Annotated in this window: 16 protein-coding genes; 11 read left to right on the forward strand and 5 right to left on the reverse strand. The window is 50.2% G+C overall.

Annotation, left to right across the window (positions count from 1 at the left end; translation table 11 throughout):
* Positions 1–86: 86 nt before the first annotated feature.
* Both HMPREF9439_RS10365 and purN read right to left on the reverse strand, forming a co-directional pair.
* Positions 87–1,721, reverse strand: coding sequence for an RsmB/NOP family class I SAM-dependent RNA methyltransferase (locus tag HMPREF9439_RS10365; RefSeq protein ID WP_306573367.1), 1,635 nt, complete (start codon positions 1,719–1,721; stop codon positions 87–89).
* A gap of 26 nt (positions 1,722–1,747) precedes the next feature.
* The gene (purN, locus tag HMPREF9439_RS10370; RefSeq protein ID WP_008811695.1) at positions 1,748–2,398 is read right to left on the reverse strand and encodes a phosphoribosylglycinamide formyltransferase; all 651 of its coding nucleotides are present in this window, start codon (positions 2,396–2,398) and stop codon (positions 1,748–1,750) included.
* Positions 2,399–2,602: 204 nt separating this feature from the next.
* Between purN and HMPREF9439_RS10375 the strand changes: the two genes are divergently transcribed.
* The 7 genes from HMPREF9439_RS10375 (at position 2,603) to HMPREF9439_RS13140 (ending at position 9,765) form a co-directional block, all read left to right on the forward strand.
* The gene (locus HMPREF9439_RS10375) at positions 2,603–3,550 is read left to right on the forward strand and encodes a bifunctional riboflavin kinase/FAD synthetase (protein WP_008864822.1); all 948 of its coding nucleotides are present in this window, start codon (positions 2,603–2,605) and stop codon (positions 3,548–3,550) included.
* A 44-nt stretch (positions 3,551–3,594) separates the two neighbouring features.
* The gene (gene ileS / locus HMPREF9439_RS10380) at positions 3,595–6,465 is read left to right on the forward strand and encodes an isoleucine--tRNA ligase (protein ID WP_008864823.1); all 2,871 of its coding nucleotides are present in this window, start codon (positions 3,595–3,597) and stop codon (positions 6,463–6,465) included.
* Positions 6,465–6,968 carry a signal peptidase II gene (gene lspA / locus HMPREF9439_RS10385; RefSeq protein WP_008811692.1) on the forward strand — a complete coding sequence of 168 codons (504 nt, stop codon included), beginning with the start codon at positions 6,465–6,467 and terminating at the stop codon, positions 6,966–6,968. The genes ileS and lspA overlap by 1 nt, the downstream gene beginning before the upstream one ends.
* A gap of 13 nt (positions 6,969–6,981) precedes the next feature.
* Complete coding sequence (coaBC, locus tag HMPREF9439_RS10390) at positions 6,982–8,178, forward strand: bifunctional phosphopantothenoylcysteine decarboxylase/phosphopantothenate--cysteine ligase CoaBC (protein WP_008811691.1); 1,197 nt, start codon at positions 6,982–6,984, stop codon at positions 8,176–8,178.
* A 4-nt stretch (positions 8,179–8,182) separates the two neighbouring features.
* Entirely contained in the window at positions 8,183–8,629 is a 447-nt protein-coding gene (gene dut / locus HMPREF9439_RS10395) for a dUTP diphosphatase (RefSeq protein WP_008864824.1), read from the forward strand.
* Positions 8,630–9,048: 419 nt separating this feature from the next.
* On the forward strand, positions 9,049–9,252 hold the full coding sequence (locus HMPREF9439_RS10400; RefSeq protein ID WP_008811689.1) for a cold-shock protein: 204 nt from the start codon (positions 9,049–9,051) through the stop codon (positions 9,250–9,252).
* A gap of 63 nt (positions 9,253–9,315) precedes the next feature.
* Positions 9,316–9,765, forward strand: coding sequence for a DUF192 domain-containing protein (locus HMPREF9439_RS13140; protein ID WP_008864825.1), 450 nt, complete (start codon positions 9,316–9,318; stop codon positions 9,763–9,765).
* Positions 9,766–9,836: 71 nt separating this feature from the next.
* Here HMPREF9439_RS13140 and HMPREF9439_RS10410 read toward each other — a convergent pair whose 3' ends face one another.
* The gene (locus HMPREF9439_RS10410) at positions 9,837–11,384 is read right to left on the reverse strand and encodes a flavocytochrome c (RefSeq protein ID WP_008811687.1); all 1,548 of its coding nucleotides are present in this window, start codon (positions 11,382–11,384) and stop codon (positions 9,837–9,839) included.
* A 213-nt stretch (positions 11,385–11,597) separates the two neighbouring features.
* Here HMPREF9439_RS10410 and HMPREF9439_RS10415 point away from each other — a divergent pair, with 213 nt between their 5' ends.
* Positions 11,598–11,945, forward strand: a complete 348-nt coding sequence (locus tag HMPREF9439_RS10415) for a cytochrome c3 family protein (protein ID WP_008811686.1) — start codon at positions 11,598–11,600, stop codon at positions 11,943–11,945.
* A 116-nt stretch (positions 11,946–12,061) separates the two neighbouring features.
* On the opposite strand, the gene HMPREF9439_RS10420 is transcribed toward HMPREF9439_RS10415, so the two are convergent.
* Positions 12,062–12,646 (reverse strand): superoxide dismutase, encoded by a 585-nt coding sequence (locus HMPREF9439_RS10420; RefSeq protein ID WP_040603615.1) that lies wholly within the window; start codon positions 12,644–12,646, stop codon positions 12,062–12,064.
* Positions 12,647–12,697: 51 nt separating this feature from the next.
* A complete protein-coding gene (gene xseA, locus HMPREF9439_RS10425) occupies positions 12,698–14,431 on the reverse strand; it encodes an exodeoxyribonuclease VII large subunit (protein WP_008864829.1) in 1,734 nt (577 codons plus the stop codon).
* Positions 14,432–14,914: 483 nt separating this feature from the next.
* Here xseA and lpxK point away from each other — a divergent pair, with 483 nt between their 5' ends.
* The 3 genes from lpxK to kdsB are packed head-to-tail and all read left to right on the forward strand — an operon-like array spanning position 14,915 to position 16,922.
* Entirely contained in the window at positions 14,915–15,961 is a 1,047-nt protein-coding gene (gene lpxK, locus HMPREF9439_RS10430; protein WP_008811683.1) for a tetraacyldisaccharide 4'-kinase, read from the forward strand.
* 11 nt (positions 15,962–15,972) lie between these two features.
* Positions 15,973–16,167: a Trm112 family protein gene (locus HMPREF9439_RS10435; RefSeq protein WP_021867813.1), complete on the forward strand. Its 195-nt coding sequence runs from the start codon at positions 15,973–15,975 to the stop codon at positions 16,165–16,167.
* Positions 16,164–16,922 (forward strand): 3-deoxy-manno-octulosonate cytidylyltransferase, encoded by a 759-nt coding sequence (gene kdsB / locus HMPREF9439_RS10440; RefSeq protein ID WP_008864830.1) that lies wholly within the window; start codon positions 16,164–16,166, stop codon positions 16,920–16,922. The genes HMPREF9439_RS10435 and kdsB overlap by 4 nt, the downstream gene beginning before the upstream one ends.
* The last annotated feature ends 110 nt before the right edge of the window (positions 16,923–17,032 follow it).

Consider the following 17,032-nt stretch of genomic DNA (forward strand, 5'->3'; position numbering starts at 1 on the left):
ACTTTTAGTGCCCTAGTTTCGCAATTTTTCAGCAGAAAACTCGCGGTTTTGAGAACTACAAGACCGCGAGTTTTGTTCTTCAGAACTTAGGCTTTTGCCTGCTCCGTCACCTCTTCCTTCGCTTCTTCAGAAGGTTTGTCTGCCTGAACAGCTTCGGCGGGAGCACCGGTTTCTGGCTGACCTTCTTCTTTTTGTTCAATTGCCGGAACGTCGGAAGCTTTGTCTTCTTCGGCCTTCGGAGCCTTGCGTTTGGATTCGGGTTTTACTTTTTCGAGCACAGCACCGAAGAATCCGTCGGTACCGTTGAGCTGAGGCAGCATCGCGAAGAAGTCACCGAATCTCTGAGCTTGATAGGGAGAGATTTCGATTCCCTGCTTGCCTAAGATTTCGTAAGAATTCAACAGGCGGAAATCGGGATTTTCAGCCAGGAAATCATTGATAACGTCCTGGTTTTCTCTCTGCAGAATCGAGCATGTCGCGTAGACCAAACGGCCACCGGCTTTCAGCATCTTGGCCGCAGAGCGAATCACGGATTTCTGAATCTCATTAATTCGATCAAGCTCTTCTTCTCCGAATCTCCACTTCAGATCCGGATTGCGGCGATACGTTCCGGTGCCGGAACACGGAGCGTCGACCAAGACTCTGTCCATCTTGCCGTAGAGTCTCTTCACACGCAGGTCGTGTTCATTGCGAATCACGGCAGGATGAATATTGGACAAACCGGCACGACGCATACGCGGTGTCAGACCGGCCAGACGCTTTTCGTTGACGTCGAAAGCATAGATGCGGCCCGTGGATTTCATCAGAGCGCCTAAAGCCAAAGTCTTTCCGCCGGCGCCCGCGCAGAAGTCGCAAACCATTTCGCCGCGTTTGGGCTGAACCAGACGAGCAATCAGCTGGGAGCCTTCATCCTGAACGTCAACCTTGCCTTCTTTATAAATCGGCCACTGAGTCAGTGCCGGCTTAATGTTCAAACGAACGCATTCCGGAGAGTACTGACCCTTTTCTGCCTGAACACCGTGCTGAGTCAGCTCTTCGATGACTTCATCAGGCGTCGCTTTGAGCGTGTTGACTCTCAGATCCAGAGGCGCACTCTGCTGCATGGCTTCAAACAAAGCTTTGTGGTCGGTGTACTGAACCACGGCTTTGTCGTAGAGCCATTTCGGCACTTCGGCCTGAATTTCTTTCGGAGCCTCGGAATTCTTCGGTCGAAGCATATTCTTCAGAGGTTCCTTTTCGCGTCCGAGGGTGGAATCCGGAATGCTGTCGATGCCGTACTGCAGCGCGAGCGTGAGCAGCCCGGTGAGCTTCGGTGCTTTAGCCGGGCAAACGGGCGCCATACGCCAAGTGATCATCGAGAGATGACGCATCGTGTAGTAAATGGCTTCGGCAATAATGGTTCTTTCGCGCGGACCGAGATGACGAGCGTTTTTGAAATAAAGACTCATCAGGACGTCTGCCGGTCCGTCGAGCTTCAAAATTTTGCGAAGAGCCTTTGCGAGTTCGTCCACAATCAGCGAAGTAATACGAACTTCGCCGTTGTGCGTGCTCTTCATTCGAGGATTAGGCGCCTTCTTCGGATCATGCGTTCTTCTTTCTTCCGGCGACATACGAGCCAAACGTTCTTTGGCTGCACGCTGACGATCCGTCAAATGACGCTTGGGCGCTTCCCGGCGTCTGCCCGGGCGAGCGGCCCCGCTTCTATTCGTTTTAGATTCCAATTTATTACTCCGTGTGGCAGAGCGGTTCAGCCGAGAATCGCAAGTTCCTGACTTGCTCCTCTATCCATGATCGTTCTGCCGTTTTCTAATCTGACTCTTCCTTCGGCAACAAGGCGCACGGCGCGAGGATAGAGGATATGTTCCTGCTTCAAAACCCTCGCCGCCAATTCATCGGGTGTATCACCTGCGAGAACGGGCACTGCCGCCTGTCCTACGATTGCGCCTCCGTCTAATACTGCCGACACAAAGTGAACAGTAACACCATGAATTCGAATTCCGGCTTCTAACGCCCTTTCATGGGTATGAAGTCCGGGGAACATGGGAAGCAGTGCAGGATGAATGTTGAGAATTCTTCCTTCAAATGCATTAACGAACAACGATGTCAAAACTCTCATGAAGCCGGCCAGAACAATAAGGTCGGCATCAAAATCCTCGCAGGCCTTGATCAGCTCTTCTTCAAAAGCTTCACGAGTCGGATATTCCTTGTGATCGATCACTTTAAAAGGAATGTTGTTTTCCTTTGCAAAAGTGAGTCCGCCGGCTTCCGGGCGGTTAGAGATCACGCCGGAAATTCGGACGCCGTACTTCTCCGGCCAATTTTCCTGAACGGAACGCTCGTAAACCGCTTTGAAATTACTGCCTCTTCCTGAGATTAAGACAACGATATTTTTAGACATGATGGGATGTGTTCGTAACGAATACCGAGATTTTGCCACTGTTCTCCGTTGGTTTTGAAAGAAAGGGCTTTTCTAACAAGAATTTTCATATTCGTCCGTCCGAGCCTTCGCCGAGTGTCTTTTATAATCAGTGGTTCGGACCATTTTTACTCGTGTCCGAATTCTGTTTTTGAAACTGATTATTTTGTTCACGGAACATTAAGGATGAAAAAGGTTTTTAGAGGACTGCCGAGCCCTGAAGAACGACTTGACTGTGCGGTTGCCATCGGTAACTTCGACGGAGTTCACCGCGGCCACCAAGCTCTTCTTCATGAAGTTGTTGAAGCAGCGCACGCCAGACTGCTCTGCCCGGCTGTTTTAACTTTTGAACCTCATCCGCGCGAATTTTTTAATCCCGAAGACGCACCGCGCCGCATCTCGAGTCTGCACGATAAAGTGGAAGCCATCGAAGCCTGCGGTATCCAGCGTGTTTACATTCTTCGCTTTAACGAACATTTAGCTTCGCTCTCTCCCTGCGACTTTGTGAAGGAAATCCTTGTGGACGGACTTCATGCGCGCTGGGTGACGGTCGGAGAAAATTTCCGTTTCGGAGACAAACGCGCCGGCGACATCAAGCTTTTGGAACAGCTGGGAAAAGAGTTTCACTTCGAAGTTCATCCTATGCCGATGCTTTTCCACACGCATGCGCCGATCTCGAGCTCCCGCATCCGTCATGCTCTTGCCGAGGGAGATATTCCGACAGCCAACTACATGTTAGGGCGTCCCTACATGATCAGCGGTCGGGTTCTTCACGGCAAACAGCTCGGACGCACTCTCGGATTCCCGACGATCAATCAGCGTATTCTGCCGCCGCATTCCAAAGCCAAACCTGCCATTGAAGGCGTTTATGCCGTCAAAGCGCACGGTATCGGCCCTCGGCCGATTGAAGGCGTGGCCTGTGTCGGAAGAAGACCGACGGTTGACGATCACGGCGAGTACCTCCTGGAAACTCATCTCTTCAATTTCCACGGGGATCTTTACGACCAAGATGTTAAGGTCGAATTCTTCTCTAAGATTCGAGATGAGAAAAAATTCTGTTCTCTTGAAGAACTGCGTGCAGCAATTGCCGACGATCAGCTCAAAGCCAAACAGATCTTAGGACTTCGTATCTAATTTTCGATTAACCCTTGAAGAGCCCGAGGGGGCCAAGGACTAAAATGACTGATTCTTCTCAGAAAAAGCAGCCTCAGACTGAAGAAAAAAAATATCCTCTGAATTTACCCGACACACCCTTCCCGATGCGCGGCAACTTGCCGAAGCGCGAACCGGCCTGGATTAAAGAATGGCTAGAAAAGGACGTGTACGGCAAAGTTCGTGCCGCACGCAAAGGTGCAAAGCGCTTCCTTCTGCATGACGGCCCTCCCTATGCCAACGGAAACATTCACGTCGGCCACGCAGTCAACAAGATTTTGAAGGACATCATTCTTAAATCCAGAACATTGGAAGGCTTTGATGCTCCGTACGTACCGGGCTGGGACTGCCACGGTATGCCGATTGAAATTCAGATCGAAAAGAAATACGGTAAGAATCTTCCGAAGGAAGAAGTCATGGCCAAGTGCCGTGCCTACGCCAAAGAGCAGGTGAAGTCTCAGATGGCCGGCTTCCAGAGACTCGGCGTGTTGGGTGACTGGAATGATCCCTACCTCACCATGCGTCCGGAAACCGAAGCAGAAGAAATTCGCGCTTTAGGCGAAATTCTCGGTAAAGGATTTATCTACCGCGGCCTGAAACCCGTGAACTGGTGCTTTGACTGCCAAAGCGCTCTGGCCGAAGCGGAAGTTGAATATAAGGATCGTCAGTCTCCGACATTAGACGTTGCTTTCCCGATTTCCGATGAAGACAGGGGCAAGCTCGAAGACATCTTCGGCGTCAAGCTGGAAAAACCGACCGCCGTCGTTATTTGGACAACGACACCGTGGACCATTCCTGCCAACCAGGCTTTGAACATGCATCCGGATCTGGAGTACGTTCTCGTTGAAACTCCGAACCGCAGCTTCATTCTTGCCGAAGGCCTCTATGAAGAAGCCCTCAAGCGCTACGGCATGGAAGGAAAAGTTATCGCCAAAGCCAAAGGCGAAGCCTTCAAGGGCATCCGTTTCAAGCACCCGCTGGCAACCCTCGATCCTTTCTACGACCGTTTCTCTCCGGTTCTGCTGGCCGACTACGTCGAATCCACTTCCGGTACCGGCATCGTTCACTCCGCACCCGCCTACGGTGTGGATGACTACATCTCCTGCAAGAGCGCCGGCTTCACCAACGACGAGATCCTGAATCCGGTCCAGGGCAACGGCGAATACGCCGCCTCCCTGCCGCTCTTCGGCGGCCTAAACGTCTGGAAAGCCAAAAACAAGATTCTCGACACGATCGCCGTCACAGGCAATCTGCTGTCCCGCGGCGAAGTCATGCACAGCTACATGCACTGCTGGCGCCATAAGACACCTTTGATTTATCGCGCCACCAATCAGTGGTTTATCCGTATGGACGAGGCTAACGCTGATACCCAGGGCGTCATCAACAAAAACGACCCGAAGGATCCGCTACGCAAGACCGCTTTGGAAGCCGTTGAAGCAACTCAGTTCGTTCCTGAATGGGGCGAAGTCCGCCTGCACAACATGATCGCCAACCGTCCTGACTGGTGTATTTCCCGTCAGAGAAACTGGGGCGTTCCTCTGCCCTTCCTCATCCATAAGAAAACCGGCAAACTGCATCCGGAAACGATGAAGATTCTCAACAAAGTCGCTGACGTCGTCGAGAAAGAAGGCATTGAAGCCTGGACACGTCTGACACCGACTGAACTCACGGATCTGGAACCGGAAATGTACGAGAAGTCCAAAGACACGCTCGACGTGTGGTTTGACTCCGGTACAACCCACATGACCGTGATGAGAGGCTCTCACGCCGATAAGCTGACCTACCCTGCCGATCTGTATCTTGAAGGCAGCGACCAGCACCGAGGCTGGTTTCACTCTTCTCTGCTCACGGGCTGCGCCATCGACGGCCGTGCTCCCTATAAAGGACTTCTGACACACGGCTTCACCGTTGACGAACAAGGCCGCAAGATGAGCAAATCGCTCGGCAACGTGATTGCTCCGTCTGAAATCAACGATAAGTACGGCGCCGAAATTCTTCGTCTGTGGGTTGCCTCTTCTGACTACACCGGAGAAATTTCTCTGGGCGAAAAGATCCTTAAGGGAACTGTTGACGCTTATCGCCGCTTCAGAAACACGATCCGCTTCCTGCTTGCCAACACCAGCGACTTCGACATCAAGAAAGATGCCGTCCCTGTTGAAGAAATGGTTGAATTGGATCGCTGGGCCATTGCCCGCATGAAATCGCTTCAGGAAGAAATTCTGGACAAGTACGACCATTACCAGTTCCACACTGCTTATGCAGCTCTGCAGCTCTTTGCGAGCGGCGACTTGGGCGGCTTCTACTTGGATATCCTCAAGGATCGTCTCTATACCACTGCACCTGACAGCGCGGCTCGTCGCTCTGCTCAGACCGCTTTGTGGTACATCACGGATGCGCTCTTGAAACTGCTTGCTCCAGCGCTTTCGTTTACCGCTGAAGAGGCTTACGCCGTCTTCAATCCGGAAAACAAAGGCACGATCTTCGTTGAACGCTATGCCGAGCTGCCGAATGTTAAGGAAGGCGTTGAACTGCTCAACAAGTGGTCCATCATCCGAGATCTTCGTTCGAACGTTCAGATGGAAATCGAACGTCAGCGTGAAAAAGGTCTGATCGGTTCTTCTCTGCAGGCTGAAGTTTCTCTGAAGCTGCCGCAGGAAGAATACGACCTGATCAAGGGTTTGGGAGACGAAGCTGCTTTCGTTATGATTACCAGCAAAGTCACACTTGACGGCGTCAGCCCTGAGCGCGTCATTACGGTAAAACCCAGCGAAGCCAAGAAGTGCGAACGCTGCTGGCAGTACAAGGAAAGCGTCGGTGAGGATAAAAACTATCCGACACTGTGCTGCCGCTGCGTCGGCAACCTCTTCGGCACGCCTGAAACCAGACGCTTTGCCTAATGAGAAAAACTGTCTCTTCCGTTAGACAGTGGAACTGGCCGGCCCTCTTGGGCTGGCTGGTTTTTGCACTGGCATTAACCGGTTTCGATCAGTGGACCAAAAACTGGATTCAGCATCGCCTCATTACCGGTGATGTCGATCGAATCACGGATTTCTTCAATTTAGTCGTCGCGTACAACAGCGGGGCAGCTTTTTCCTTCTTAGCCGATGCCGGCGGCTGGCAGCGTCCGCTTTTTGCCGGACTTGCCATCGTTGTGAGCTTGGTGATCTGCGTGATCATTGCCCGCAACAGCTCCCGCAAATTTCTTTGTCTGGGTCTTGCTCTGGTTCTTTCCGGCGCGCTCGGCAACGCCTGGGACCGATTCACTATCGGTGTAGTCGTAGACTTTTTAGACTTCCATGTAGGCTCCTACCATTGGCCGGCTTTCAATGTCGCCGATATCTGCATTTGCTGCGGCGCCGGCATTGTCGTCCTGGCTGAGTTCTTCGGAAAGAAGAATTAATCGGAGATTGAAAATGTCTCTTCAGGGAAAACATATCCTTTTAGGCGTCACAGGCGGTATCGCCGCATACAAAGCCTGTGAACTTCTCCGTCTGCTCGTGAAAGCCGGCGCCGATGTTGAGGTCATGATGACCAAAGCGGCTGCGCAGTTTGTTGGGCCGCTGACGTTTGAGACACTCAGCGGGAAGCCGGTCGCCGAGGATATGTGGGATCCTAAAATGCGGCTTCCGCATATTTCTCTTCGCAAGAATAAGGATCTTATCGTCGTCGCTCCGGCAACGGCCAATATCATCGCGAAAGCAGCTAACGGTATTGCCGACGACTTGGTTTCCAGCACCTTGCTTGCACGGGAGTGTCCGCTGATGCTTTGCCCGGCTATGAACGTGCAGATGTGGAGAAATCCGGCGACGGTTCGAAACGTTCGAACCCTAAAAGGGGATGGCGTTCTGTTTTCCGGTCCGGAAGCCGGCAACCAGGCCTGCGGAGATGTCGGTGAGGGACGTCTGCGGGAACCGGCACAAATTCTGGAAGATGTTGAAGCCTTTTTTACACCTTCGATCCTTTCCGGAAAGAAAGTCCTAATGACTGCGGGCCCGACATTTGAGCCTTTTGATCCGGTTCGAGGGATCACCAACGGATCTTCCGGGCGACAGGCAGCTGCTATTGCTGCCGCTGCAATTCGCGCCGGCGCCGAGGTCACGATTGTCAGCGGTCCGGTTTGCGTGTCCTACCCGGACAAAGCAGCGGTTATCCCCGTTCGGCAGGCTCAAGAGATGTTTGAGGCAGTCAAAAAAGAACTGGCTGAACACACGCCCGATACCTTTATCGGCGTCGCTGCGGTAGGCGACTGGCGTCCGGTCGAATACTCGGAAAGCAAACTCAAGAAGGAAAAAGGTCAGGATACATTAACGATCAAGCTTATTAAAAATCCCGACATTCTTTCCTATGTCGGCCATTCCGGCCTGTGCTCGGCGGTTATCGGTTTTGCTGCCGAGACAGACAATCTTGCTGAAAACGCACGCAAGAAGCTCGACTCTAAAGCGGCGGATATGATTGTCGTCAATCCGGCGTCTGCGATCGGAAGTACCCAAAATCAGGCTTCTTTTGTCACCAAAAACGGAATCGAGGCCAAAGAGCTCAGTTCTAAAGCCGAACTTGCCGAAGAGATTATTGAAGCCCTTGCCGACCTTCTTAAAAAGAGAGTGATTTAATCCTATGAAACTTCAAATTAAGATTTTGGATCCGAAGATCCGCGAAAAAATGCCAAGCTACGCTTCGCTCGGCTCTGCCGGATTAGATCTTCGTGCCGTGATGGATGAACCGCTGGTCCTCCAGCCCGGTGAAACCAAGCTCATCAAAACCGGTCTTGCGATCTACATCGGCGATCCCGGTTATGCAGCTTTAATCCTCCCTCGTTCGGGTCTCGGTCATAAACACGGCATAGTGCTCGGCAACTTAGTCGGACTTATTGACTCGGACTACCAGGGCGAATTAATGGTCTCCTGCTGGAACCGTTCTCAGACACCCTTCACCATCGAGCCAATGGAACGAATTGCCCAGCTAGTTATTGTCCCAGTCGTTCAGCCGACTTTTGAAGTGGTCGACGAATTTGTCGCCACGGAACGCGGAACCGACGGTTTCGGTTCTTCAGGTCGTCATTAAGACCAAAAACAAACTTATCCAGCCGGCTGAAATGTCGGCTTTTTTGTCTCCTTAGCGAGCATCGTCAACGTGTCAATTTCAGTTAATGCACGGGTAAAATTTTTACAACTCTTACAGATTCGGCTATTACTTGTGGTGTAACTGCAACGTTTTTTACGAAAGAGGAAAAATTTCAATCTTGATAATATAAGCACTCTGCCCCGAGAAAACCGCCTTTATAAGAGAAAATACAATAAGTTACCCTCCTTTGCTGTAATTTGTATTTCTTTTATATGCGAAATTTACTAATTGACATTTATTTACAATCCCATAAGAATGTAACAGTCACTCGTCTTGCTCACAGAGTTCGACAATCGTTTTTAGTATTAGGCGCGTGAGAGTAATGGACATCGCCGTCAGTTTTTGGGAGAAGTTTAAATATGGCAACAGGAACCGTGAAATGGTTTAACGACGCTAAGGGATATGGATTTATCACTCCCGATGACGGCGGCGAAGATCTTTTCGCCCATTTCTCTGCAATTAAAATGGATGGTTTCAAGACGTTGAAACAAGGCCAGCGTGTCACATTCGACCTGAAAGAAGGCGAAAAAGGCAAACAGGCTGACAACATCAAACCCGCCTAATAAGATTCGTTTTTGATTAAACGAAGGGAGCTCTCGGAGCTCCTTTATTTTTCCGCTTTTATCATGACACCGAATATCAGAATTGCCCTCTTCTCCGCTGCTTTTGTACTTCTCTCGAGCGTGCAATATGCTTGCGCAGCCGATACGCTCAAACTCATGGTGAAAGGCATCACGGTTCCTGTCGAAGTTGCCGCCGACAACGCCAGCCGGGAAAAAGGTCTGATGTTCCGCAAACATCTGCCGGAAAATTCCGGAATGCTCTTCGTCATGGACCGCAGCGACGCTGTCTGCATGTGGATGAAAAACACCCTCATCCCGCTTTCCGTTGCCTTCATCGATAAAGACGGCTTCATTATTAATATTGAGGAAATGAAGCCGCTGACACTTGATATCCACTGCAGCAAAGCGAAAGCGTTTTACGCACTGGAAATGAACGAATCTTGGTTTGAGAAAAATCATGTCAAACCCGGAGACAAGATCTCTCGCCTTCCCCAGCTGCGCCAAACAAATTAAAAAGCCGGAACAAACCTATTGTCTGCTCCGGCCGTGGTTCGGCTTATTCACCGAACCTCCCTCCTGAGAAATTACTGCATCTTGGCGAAGTTTTCGCCGGCAATCATACCGAATGTCAAAGCATCGATAACTGCCACGGTTCCCAAACGAGATGCGCCGTGCACACCGCCTGCTACTTCACCGCCGGCATAGAGGCCAGGGATCGGTTTGTGGGTGTTGGCAGAAATGACTTCTGCGTTTTCATTGATCATCACGCCGCCCATGGTGTGGTGAATCTTCGGGCTGACTTCAATGCCGTAGAACGGAGCCTTGGAAACATCGAGCCCCTTGTTGAACGTAAGGATGCGGTGGAAGTCTTTGTCATCGTTGGCTTTAACGTAGCCGTTGAATTTAGCGACTTCGTCCAGAAGGGCCTGTTTGGGGATACCGAAGGCATCAGCCAGCTGTTCGAGTGTGTCAAACTTCTTAACCGTACCCATTTCCAAAGGAAGCTTAACGAAGGACGGGTTGATCGCTTTAACAATGGCGTCGTCGCAGATCGCAATCGGATAGTTTTCGTCGGTGCCGATGACTTTGAACAGAGCGTCGGATTTGATCTTACGGCCGGCGTGTTCGTCCATGAAGCGTTTGCCAGTCTTTCTGTCAACGACCAGGCCTAAGTCCATGCAGGCGTGGTTGGTGAAGTTAACAGAGACACCGAAACCTTTTTCACGCGGGTTGCAGTACGGAAGGAACTGCAGCCAACAAAGCTGAACAGGCTGAGCGCCGATGCCCAAAGCTTTGATCAGCACGCCGGCAGTAGCACCCGGCTGGTTCGTGGAGTCTGTGGTCGGAACAACGCGGGGATCCTGAGCCTGACGGAAGAAGATGTCGCGGGAGAAACCGCCGGCAGCCAGCATCACGCCGTTCTTTGCTTTAACAGTAGCGGGACGGCCGCTCTTGTTTTCAATATCGTCGCTCTGCAGTTTAGAGTCGAAGCGATAGCCTTTACGATAGGTCACACCGACGACTCGGCCGTTTTCGTCCAGGATGAAATCATCGAACTTGGCACGCGTCATGATCTTGACGTTGGGGAGCTTCTTGAGTTCATTATGCATCGGAATGATGTATCCGGATCCGGTGCCGGCCTTGATTTCATAAGAACGAGGAACGGAGTGACCGGCTTCGAAGAGCATCTTGTTGGGGACGAATTCGCAGCCGCAGTCCACAACCATCTTGATGGTGTCATTGCAGCGGTCGGCGATCGTGCCGAGCAGGTTCGGGTAGTTAATACCCAGACCGTCTTTCAAGCAGTCGGCAATGAAGAGTTCCTTGCTGTCTTTGATGCCTTGGGCAGCCTGGACGGGGTTGACCGGGCAAGCGACGTTGCCGCCGCAGATTGCGGAGTTGCCGCCGACAGTCGGCATTTTTTCGAGGATCAGAACTTTCTTGCCTGCCTGGCCGGCTTTCAGTGCGCAGGCCATGCCGGCAAAACCGGAACCGATAATGACGACGTCATATTCGTCATCAAATTTAGCAACGGAAGAAGCAGGGACTCCGGCGTGTGCGGCAGCGGTGGAAGTAATGGCAGCAGCGGCTGCACCTGCAAGTTTAAGGAAGTCACGGCGATTGGTACTCATCTTATTTTCTCCGAAAGGATTTAAAGGAATTTTGTTTTGAAACCGTGGATCATTTGATCCGATGAGCACAGTCTAGGAAAGTTCAAAAAAGTCGAATATGTACTTTGGTACATGTACCTTGGTACAGATTGAAAAGCGAAGAGCGACCTTCAATAATAGAAAAAACGAAATCGCAAAACATCGGAAATTTAAAAATCCCTATCGGAGAAGATTATGAAAAAAACAGCATCTCTACTGGTTGTTCTTGCTGCCCTCTTCACGATGTCCTCGACCTTTTCTGCCGAGGCTCCGAAGTTCGGCGCCGATCGCCACGTTGCTCACGGCATGGCCTGCGCTTCCTGTCACGGTCCGGACGGAAAAAGTCCTGAATATCCTGATCAGGAAACCTGTCTGAAGTGCCATCAAAAAGACGCTCTGATCGAAAAGACCAAAGCTATCGGCCCGGTAAATCCGCATAAAGCTCCGCATAACGGCGAATGCACCTTATGCCATCTGCAGCATGAAGCACCCGTGAACTACTGCGCCGAATGTCATCCGCAGTTCAAGTTCAATCCTAATTAACGGAACCTATTTGATTTCTCCTTGGTTTGTAGAAGCGAAGGCCGGACATTAAGTCCGGCCCCGCTTTCTTTTTTTGTCTTCATCCCGTGTGTTTACGGGACGAAATCGTCAAACGATTATTTGTAGTTCTTTGCAGCGAAATCCCAGTTCACAAGATGCTGCAGGAACGTCTGAACAAAGGTGACGCGCATATTGTAGTAATCAAGATAATATGCATGTTCCCAAACGTCGCAGGTGATCAGAGGAGAGTCTGTTCCGGTGATCGGTGTGCCGGCGTTGCTTGTATTGACGATATCAAGTGTGCCGTCTTCTTTTTCAACCAGCCAGGTCCAGCCGGAACCGAAGTTACCGACGGCGCTCTTTGTGAAGGCATCTGCAAAGGCGTCGTAGCTGCCCCATTTGGCGTTAATCTGCGATGCGATCACGTCTGTGGGCTGACCGCCGCCGTTCGGCTTTAAGCTATTCCAGAAGAATGTGTGGTTGTAGCACTGAGCCGCATTGTTAAAAATCGGGCCGCTCTGTGTCGTACGAATAATTTCTTCCAAAGGCATCGTTTCATAGTCCGTGCCTTTGATGAGGTTATTCAGTGTGTCGTTGTAAGCTGTGTTGTGCTTGCCGTAGTGATAGGAAAGTGTCTTGGAGCTCATATACGGTTCAAGAGCGTCCATTGCAAAAGGAAGCGGGGGTACTGTAAATGCCATAGCTTTAATCTCCTTAATTCTTGTGCAGACCATTATGGTATGCAGACACCCTTAGTCCTTCTTTATCTCCCCAACTCGAGCAACAAAAGCTCCGTCCTTCATCATAACCTCAATATCCGTACCTTCCTTCAGCTCACTGACGGACATCACAGGCTTGCCGCCGCGATAGATAAAGGCGCTGTTGCCGCGGATTTGCTTCGAAGGATCCAGCAGCTCCCAGACCTGCTCCAGACTGCGCAGACGAATTGTGTCCCTTTCAAACTTTTGGATCAGGCTGCTGCGCACGGTATTGCATGCCGCATTCAAAGGCCTACGGTCCAATTTCGGACGAGATCTCTTCAACCAGGAAGACTCTTTCAGAAGTACCTTTCGGTTGGCAGCGATCGTTGACTGTACAACCCCGGAGATCATTGCAAAGAGTTCATTGCACCTTGAACCCTGAGATGCAAAGGCATATGTCATCTGAGGTGCTGCTAACCGGAGTGCGTCACCTGCCGAACGGATTTTTACGTCCATCTCAGCCTGGAGATTTTCTTCTGCGACTCCTAGTTCTGCCCTATTCATTCTCAGACATGCACTTTGCGCCGTGTTTATGGAGCTGAAAATCAAATCGATTCGGCTTCTCATCGCAGCAGTATCCAGCCTTAGGATCGGAGAGGCCGCTTGGAGTCTTTTTTCATAAGGTTCGATGAATCGGCTCGGAGAAATAAAGTAGCGAGCGGCAAATTTTTCTCTTTCAAGCGAGGAAGAGAGAAAGTTCTGCATATCCAGCTGAAGTCTGGATTTCAAAGAGTTCAGATTTTGGCGATAGTAGCTGAGCACAGGACGCTGAAGATGAGAGACTGCAGAGAGGCGATGGCGGAACGTTTCTAAAAAAGCTTGAGGATTTTCAAAAGGACGCGATTCATTTTCCACATCTTGAAGCGCCCGATTGAATTGGTTCTCGAATGAGCGATGCAGAAGAACCCAGGCCGAATCTATTTCCCAAAACAAAACAGATTGTTTTTCCGCGGCTGCCTCGGCCGCTCCGGTCGGAGTCGGCGCACGAAAATCCGCGGCAAAATCCGCAATAGTTGTATCGGTCTCATGACCGATGCCGGAAATAATCGGAATATGACTATTGACGATCGCCTCAGCGACGATCTTCTCATTAAAACACCATAAGTCCTCGAGAGATCCGCCCCCCCGCACCAGAAGCAAAACATCTGCTTTGTTGTCCTGGTTCGCTTTATTGATTCTCTGAGCGATCTCGGCTTCGGCACCCTTTCCCTGGACGGCCGTGTGATAAAGGAGGACTCTAACGTAAGGTGCACGCGCCCTCAGACGATTCATAACGTCCTGCAGTGCGGCGCCCGTTCTGCTGGTGATAATTCCGATCGTACGAGGCACCCGAGGGATCGCTTTCTTTCGGCTTTGATCGAACCAGCCTAAGGCTGTCAACTCATTTTTTAAACGAAGGAAAAGTTCATAGAGTTTTCCCTCCCCGGCAGCTTCAATCTTCGAACAAATAAATGTTAATTTCCCGCTTCCGGGATAAAGATTCGGTTTTCCTGTGACTCGAACTTTGTCGCCAACCTTGAAGACACCGCGCACGGAGTAAAGTTTCCCCCGAAACATCGCGCAGGAAAGAACCGCTTCTTCGTCTTTAATTGAAAAATACCAGTGTCCGCTCGAGGCTTTTGTTGAAGTTGAGATCTCCCCTTCAACAGCCACTGATTCAAACTGCTCAAATGACAAATTAACGATGTCAACAAACTGCGTGACAGAGAAGGCTTTATCGGTCATTTTATTGTTCACGTGCTAAATACAAGGAGCGAGTGAGATTGCAAAATTTCCTTTTGCTTCACAAGTTACTCACAATTTTATTCACATTTTCAACAATCCGAATTTGAAGAACAAAAATTTTTCTTTTTAATGAGAGAAATTATTAATTTATTGATTTAAAAGAAATTTATTTTGTTAAATTACCTCCCTGGCAATTCTTTTTTGCTTTTTCGTCATGAAATTAAGTCACTTCTCACCGAGTTATTCACAAAGTTATTAACAATGAAAGGACCTCTAAATTTCATAACTTCTTGAGTACTCGGCAAATAATTATTTTGTGTTTTGCCCAAAATACTATTGACTTTTGAAGTAAAGGTTTTACCTAGGTTTTGTAACTTTCAGATGCAGATCGACACGTTAGGAAGCCTACGCTGAATTAATGAGTTATCGGCAGTTTTTACCGCTATCACGTTAAAATAATCTTTTATTTTTTGCTTCACGGCAATGCAAGTACAACTAGAAACGTTTCTGCATAAACAGTGGGATCGCAAAGGACTGATATCCTGGCTGCTTCTGCCCGCTTCTGCGGTTTTTCTCTCCATGGCAGCCTCGCGGCGTCGCAAAACCGTGCCTGTTAAAGTCGGAGTGCCTGTCGTAGTCGTCGGCAATATTTATGTCGGAGGAACCGGAAAAACTCCGGTCACCATCGCTTTAGTCAAAGATCTGAAAGAACGCGGCTGGAATCCCGGTGTTATCTCCCGCGGCTACCGCGGCAAAGCAGAGTCTCCGGTTGAAGTTCGCCTCGACAGCAATCCTGATATCGTCGGCGATGAACCTTTGCTGATTAAAAAGGCTACGGATGCCCCGACGTTTGTTTGTCCGAAACGTGTTGAAGCCGCTGAAGCTTTACTGAAAGCCTACCCGACTGTCAATGTCATCATCAGCGACGACGGACTTCAGCATTATTCACTCCATCGAGATGTCGAATTAGCCGTCGTCGGAGCCCGCGGTTTAGGAAACGGCTGGGTTCTTCCGGCCGGTCCACTGCGTGAACCGCCGTCCCGTCTCGATGAAGTCGACGCGATTGTATTGAACGCCACAGAAGATATCGTGACGTCTTCTACTCCGCGCTACGTTGCGACAAGCGGATTCACAAACGCAGTCAATTACGCCACCGGCGAAATCGTTTCTTTGGATACGCTTTCGAGAATGCAGTTTAAAAAGGGTTTGAAGGCCGTCGCGATGGCGGGTATTGCCGTCCCGGAAAGATTCTTCTCCATGCTGAAGGCTCATGGATTGGAAGTGCGCCCGATTGCTCTTCCGGACCATTACGACTATTCCAAGAATCCTTTTAAAGACTGCGAAGCCGACCTCATCTTTATCACGGAAAAAGATGCCGTCAAATGTCGTAAACACGCCGATTTGAAAAACGACGAGCGCATTTTTGTGGTTCCGCTGGAAACCAAGCTCGATAAATTCTTGGTTGATTTTGTCGAGAAGAAAATCACCGCTGCAGCTAAAAAGAGCAAAGAAGCTGCTCAGCAACTCTAAACGGAATGCTTATGGACGCAAAAATCACTGAAATCTTAGTTTGCCCTCTCTGTAAGGGTCCGCTACTTTGGAACGAAAAGAAAAAAGAATTTTACTGCCGTTCCGACATGAAGGCCTTCCCCGTCATTGACGGCATCCCCTGCATGGTCCCGACTGAAGCTCGAGAAATGAAGGAAGAAGAAATCGAGGAACTGGACAAAAAATGAGCTTTACCGTCATTATTCCTGCTCGCTTAGCCAGCACCCGTCTGCCCAATAAACCCATTGCCGACATCTGCGGAAAGCCGATGATCGTGCGCGTTGCCGAACAGGCTTTAAAAAGCGGCGCCTCCCGTGTGATCTGCGCGGTTGACGATGAACTGATTCTCAAAGCCTGTGAAGCCAACGGCATCGAAGCCTGTTTAACGCGTAAAGATCATGCCTGCGGCACCGACCGCCTCTGCGAAGCGGCCGAAGTCTGCAAAATCCCCGATGATGAAATCATCGTGAACGTCCAAGGGGACGAACCCCTAATTCCTCCGAAAGTCATCAAGAATGTTGCAGAACTTCTGATGAACCGCTCGGACTGCAGCATGGGAACGGCTGCCATTCGTATTCATTCGGCGGAAGAATTCTTTAATCCCAACGTTGTGAAAGTCGTTGCCGACAAAAACGGCTCGGCGCTGTATTTCAGCCGCGCACCGATTCCCTGGGATCGCGACGGCTTCGCAAAAGACCGCAACGCGCTCCCGAGGGATCTCGGCCTGCGCCATGTCGGTATTTATAGTTACCGCTGCGCCTTCCTGAAAGCTTATCCTCAGCTTCCGAAATCGGATCTGGAAAGCTGGGAAAGTCTGGAGCAGCTTCGCGCACTTTACAACGGCTACAAGATCGCTGTAGACATTTTCGAGGAAGAAATTCCTCCCGGCGTGGACACGCTCGCAGATCTGGAAGCCGTACGCGCTTACTTACAGAAAAAATAACTCGAGTTTTATTTTCGAAGATCAAGCGGTTGCTGGGTTTTCATCCATTCGGACAGCTTGAAATTACGGGCAATAAGGCACAAAATTTAAATTTACATTCTTAATTATTA

This window comes from Parasutterella excrementihominis YIT 11859 (assembly GCF_000205025.1).
Classification (GTDB): Bacteria; Pseudomonadota; Gammaproteobacteria; order Burkholderiales; family Burkholderiaceae_F; genus Parasutterella; species Parasutterella excrementihominis.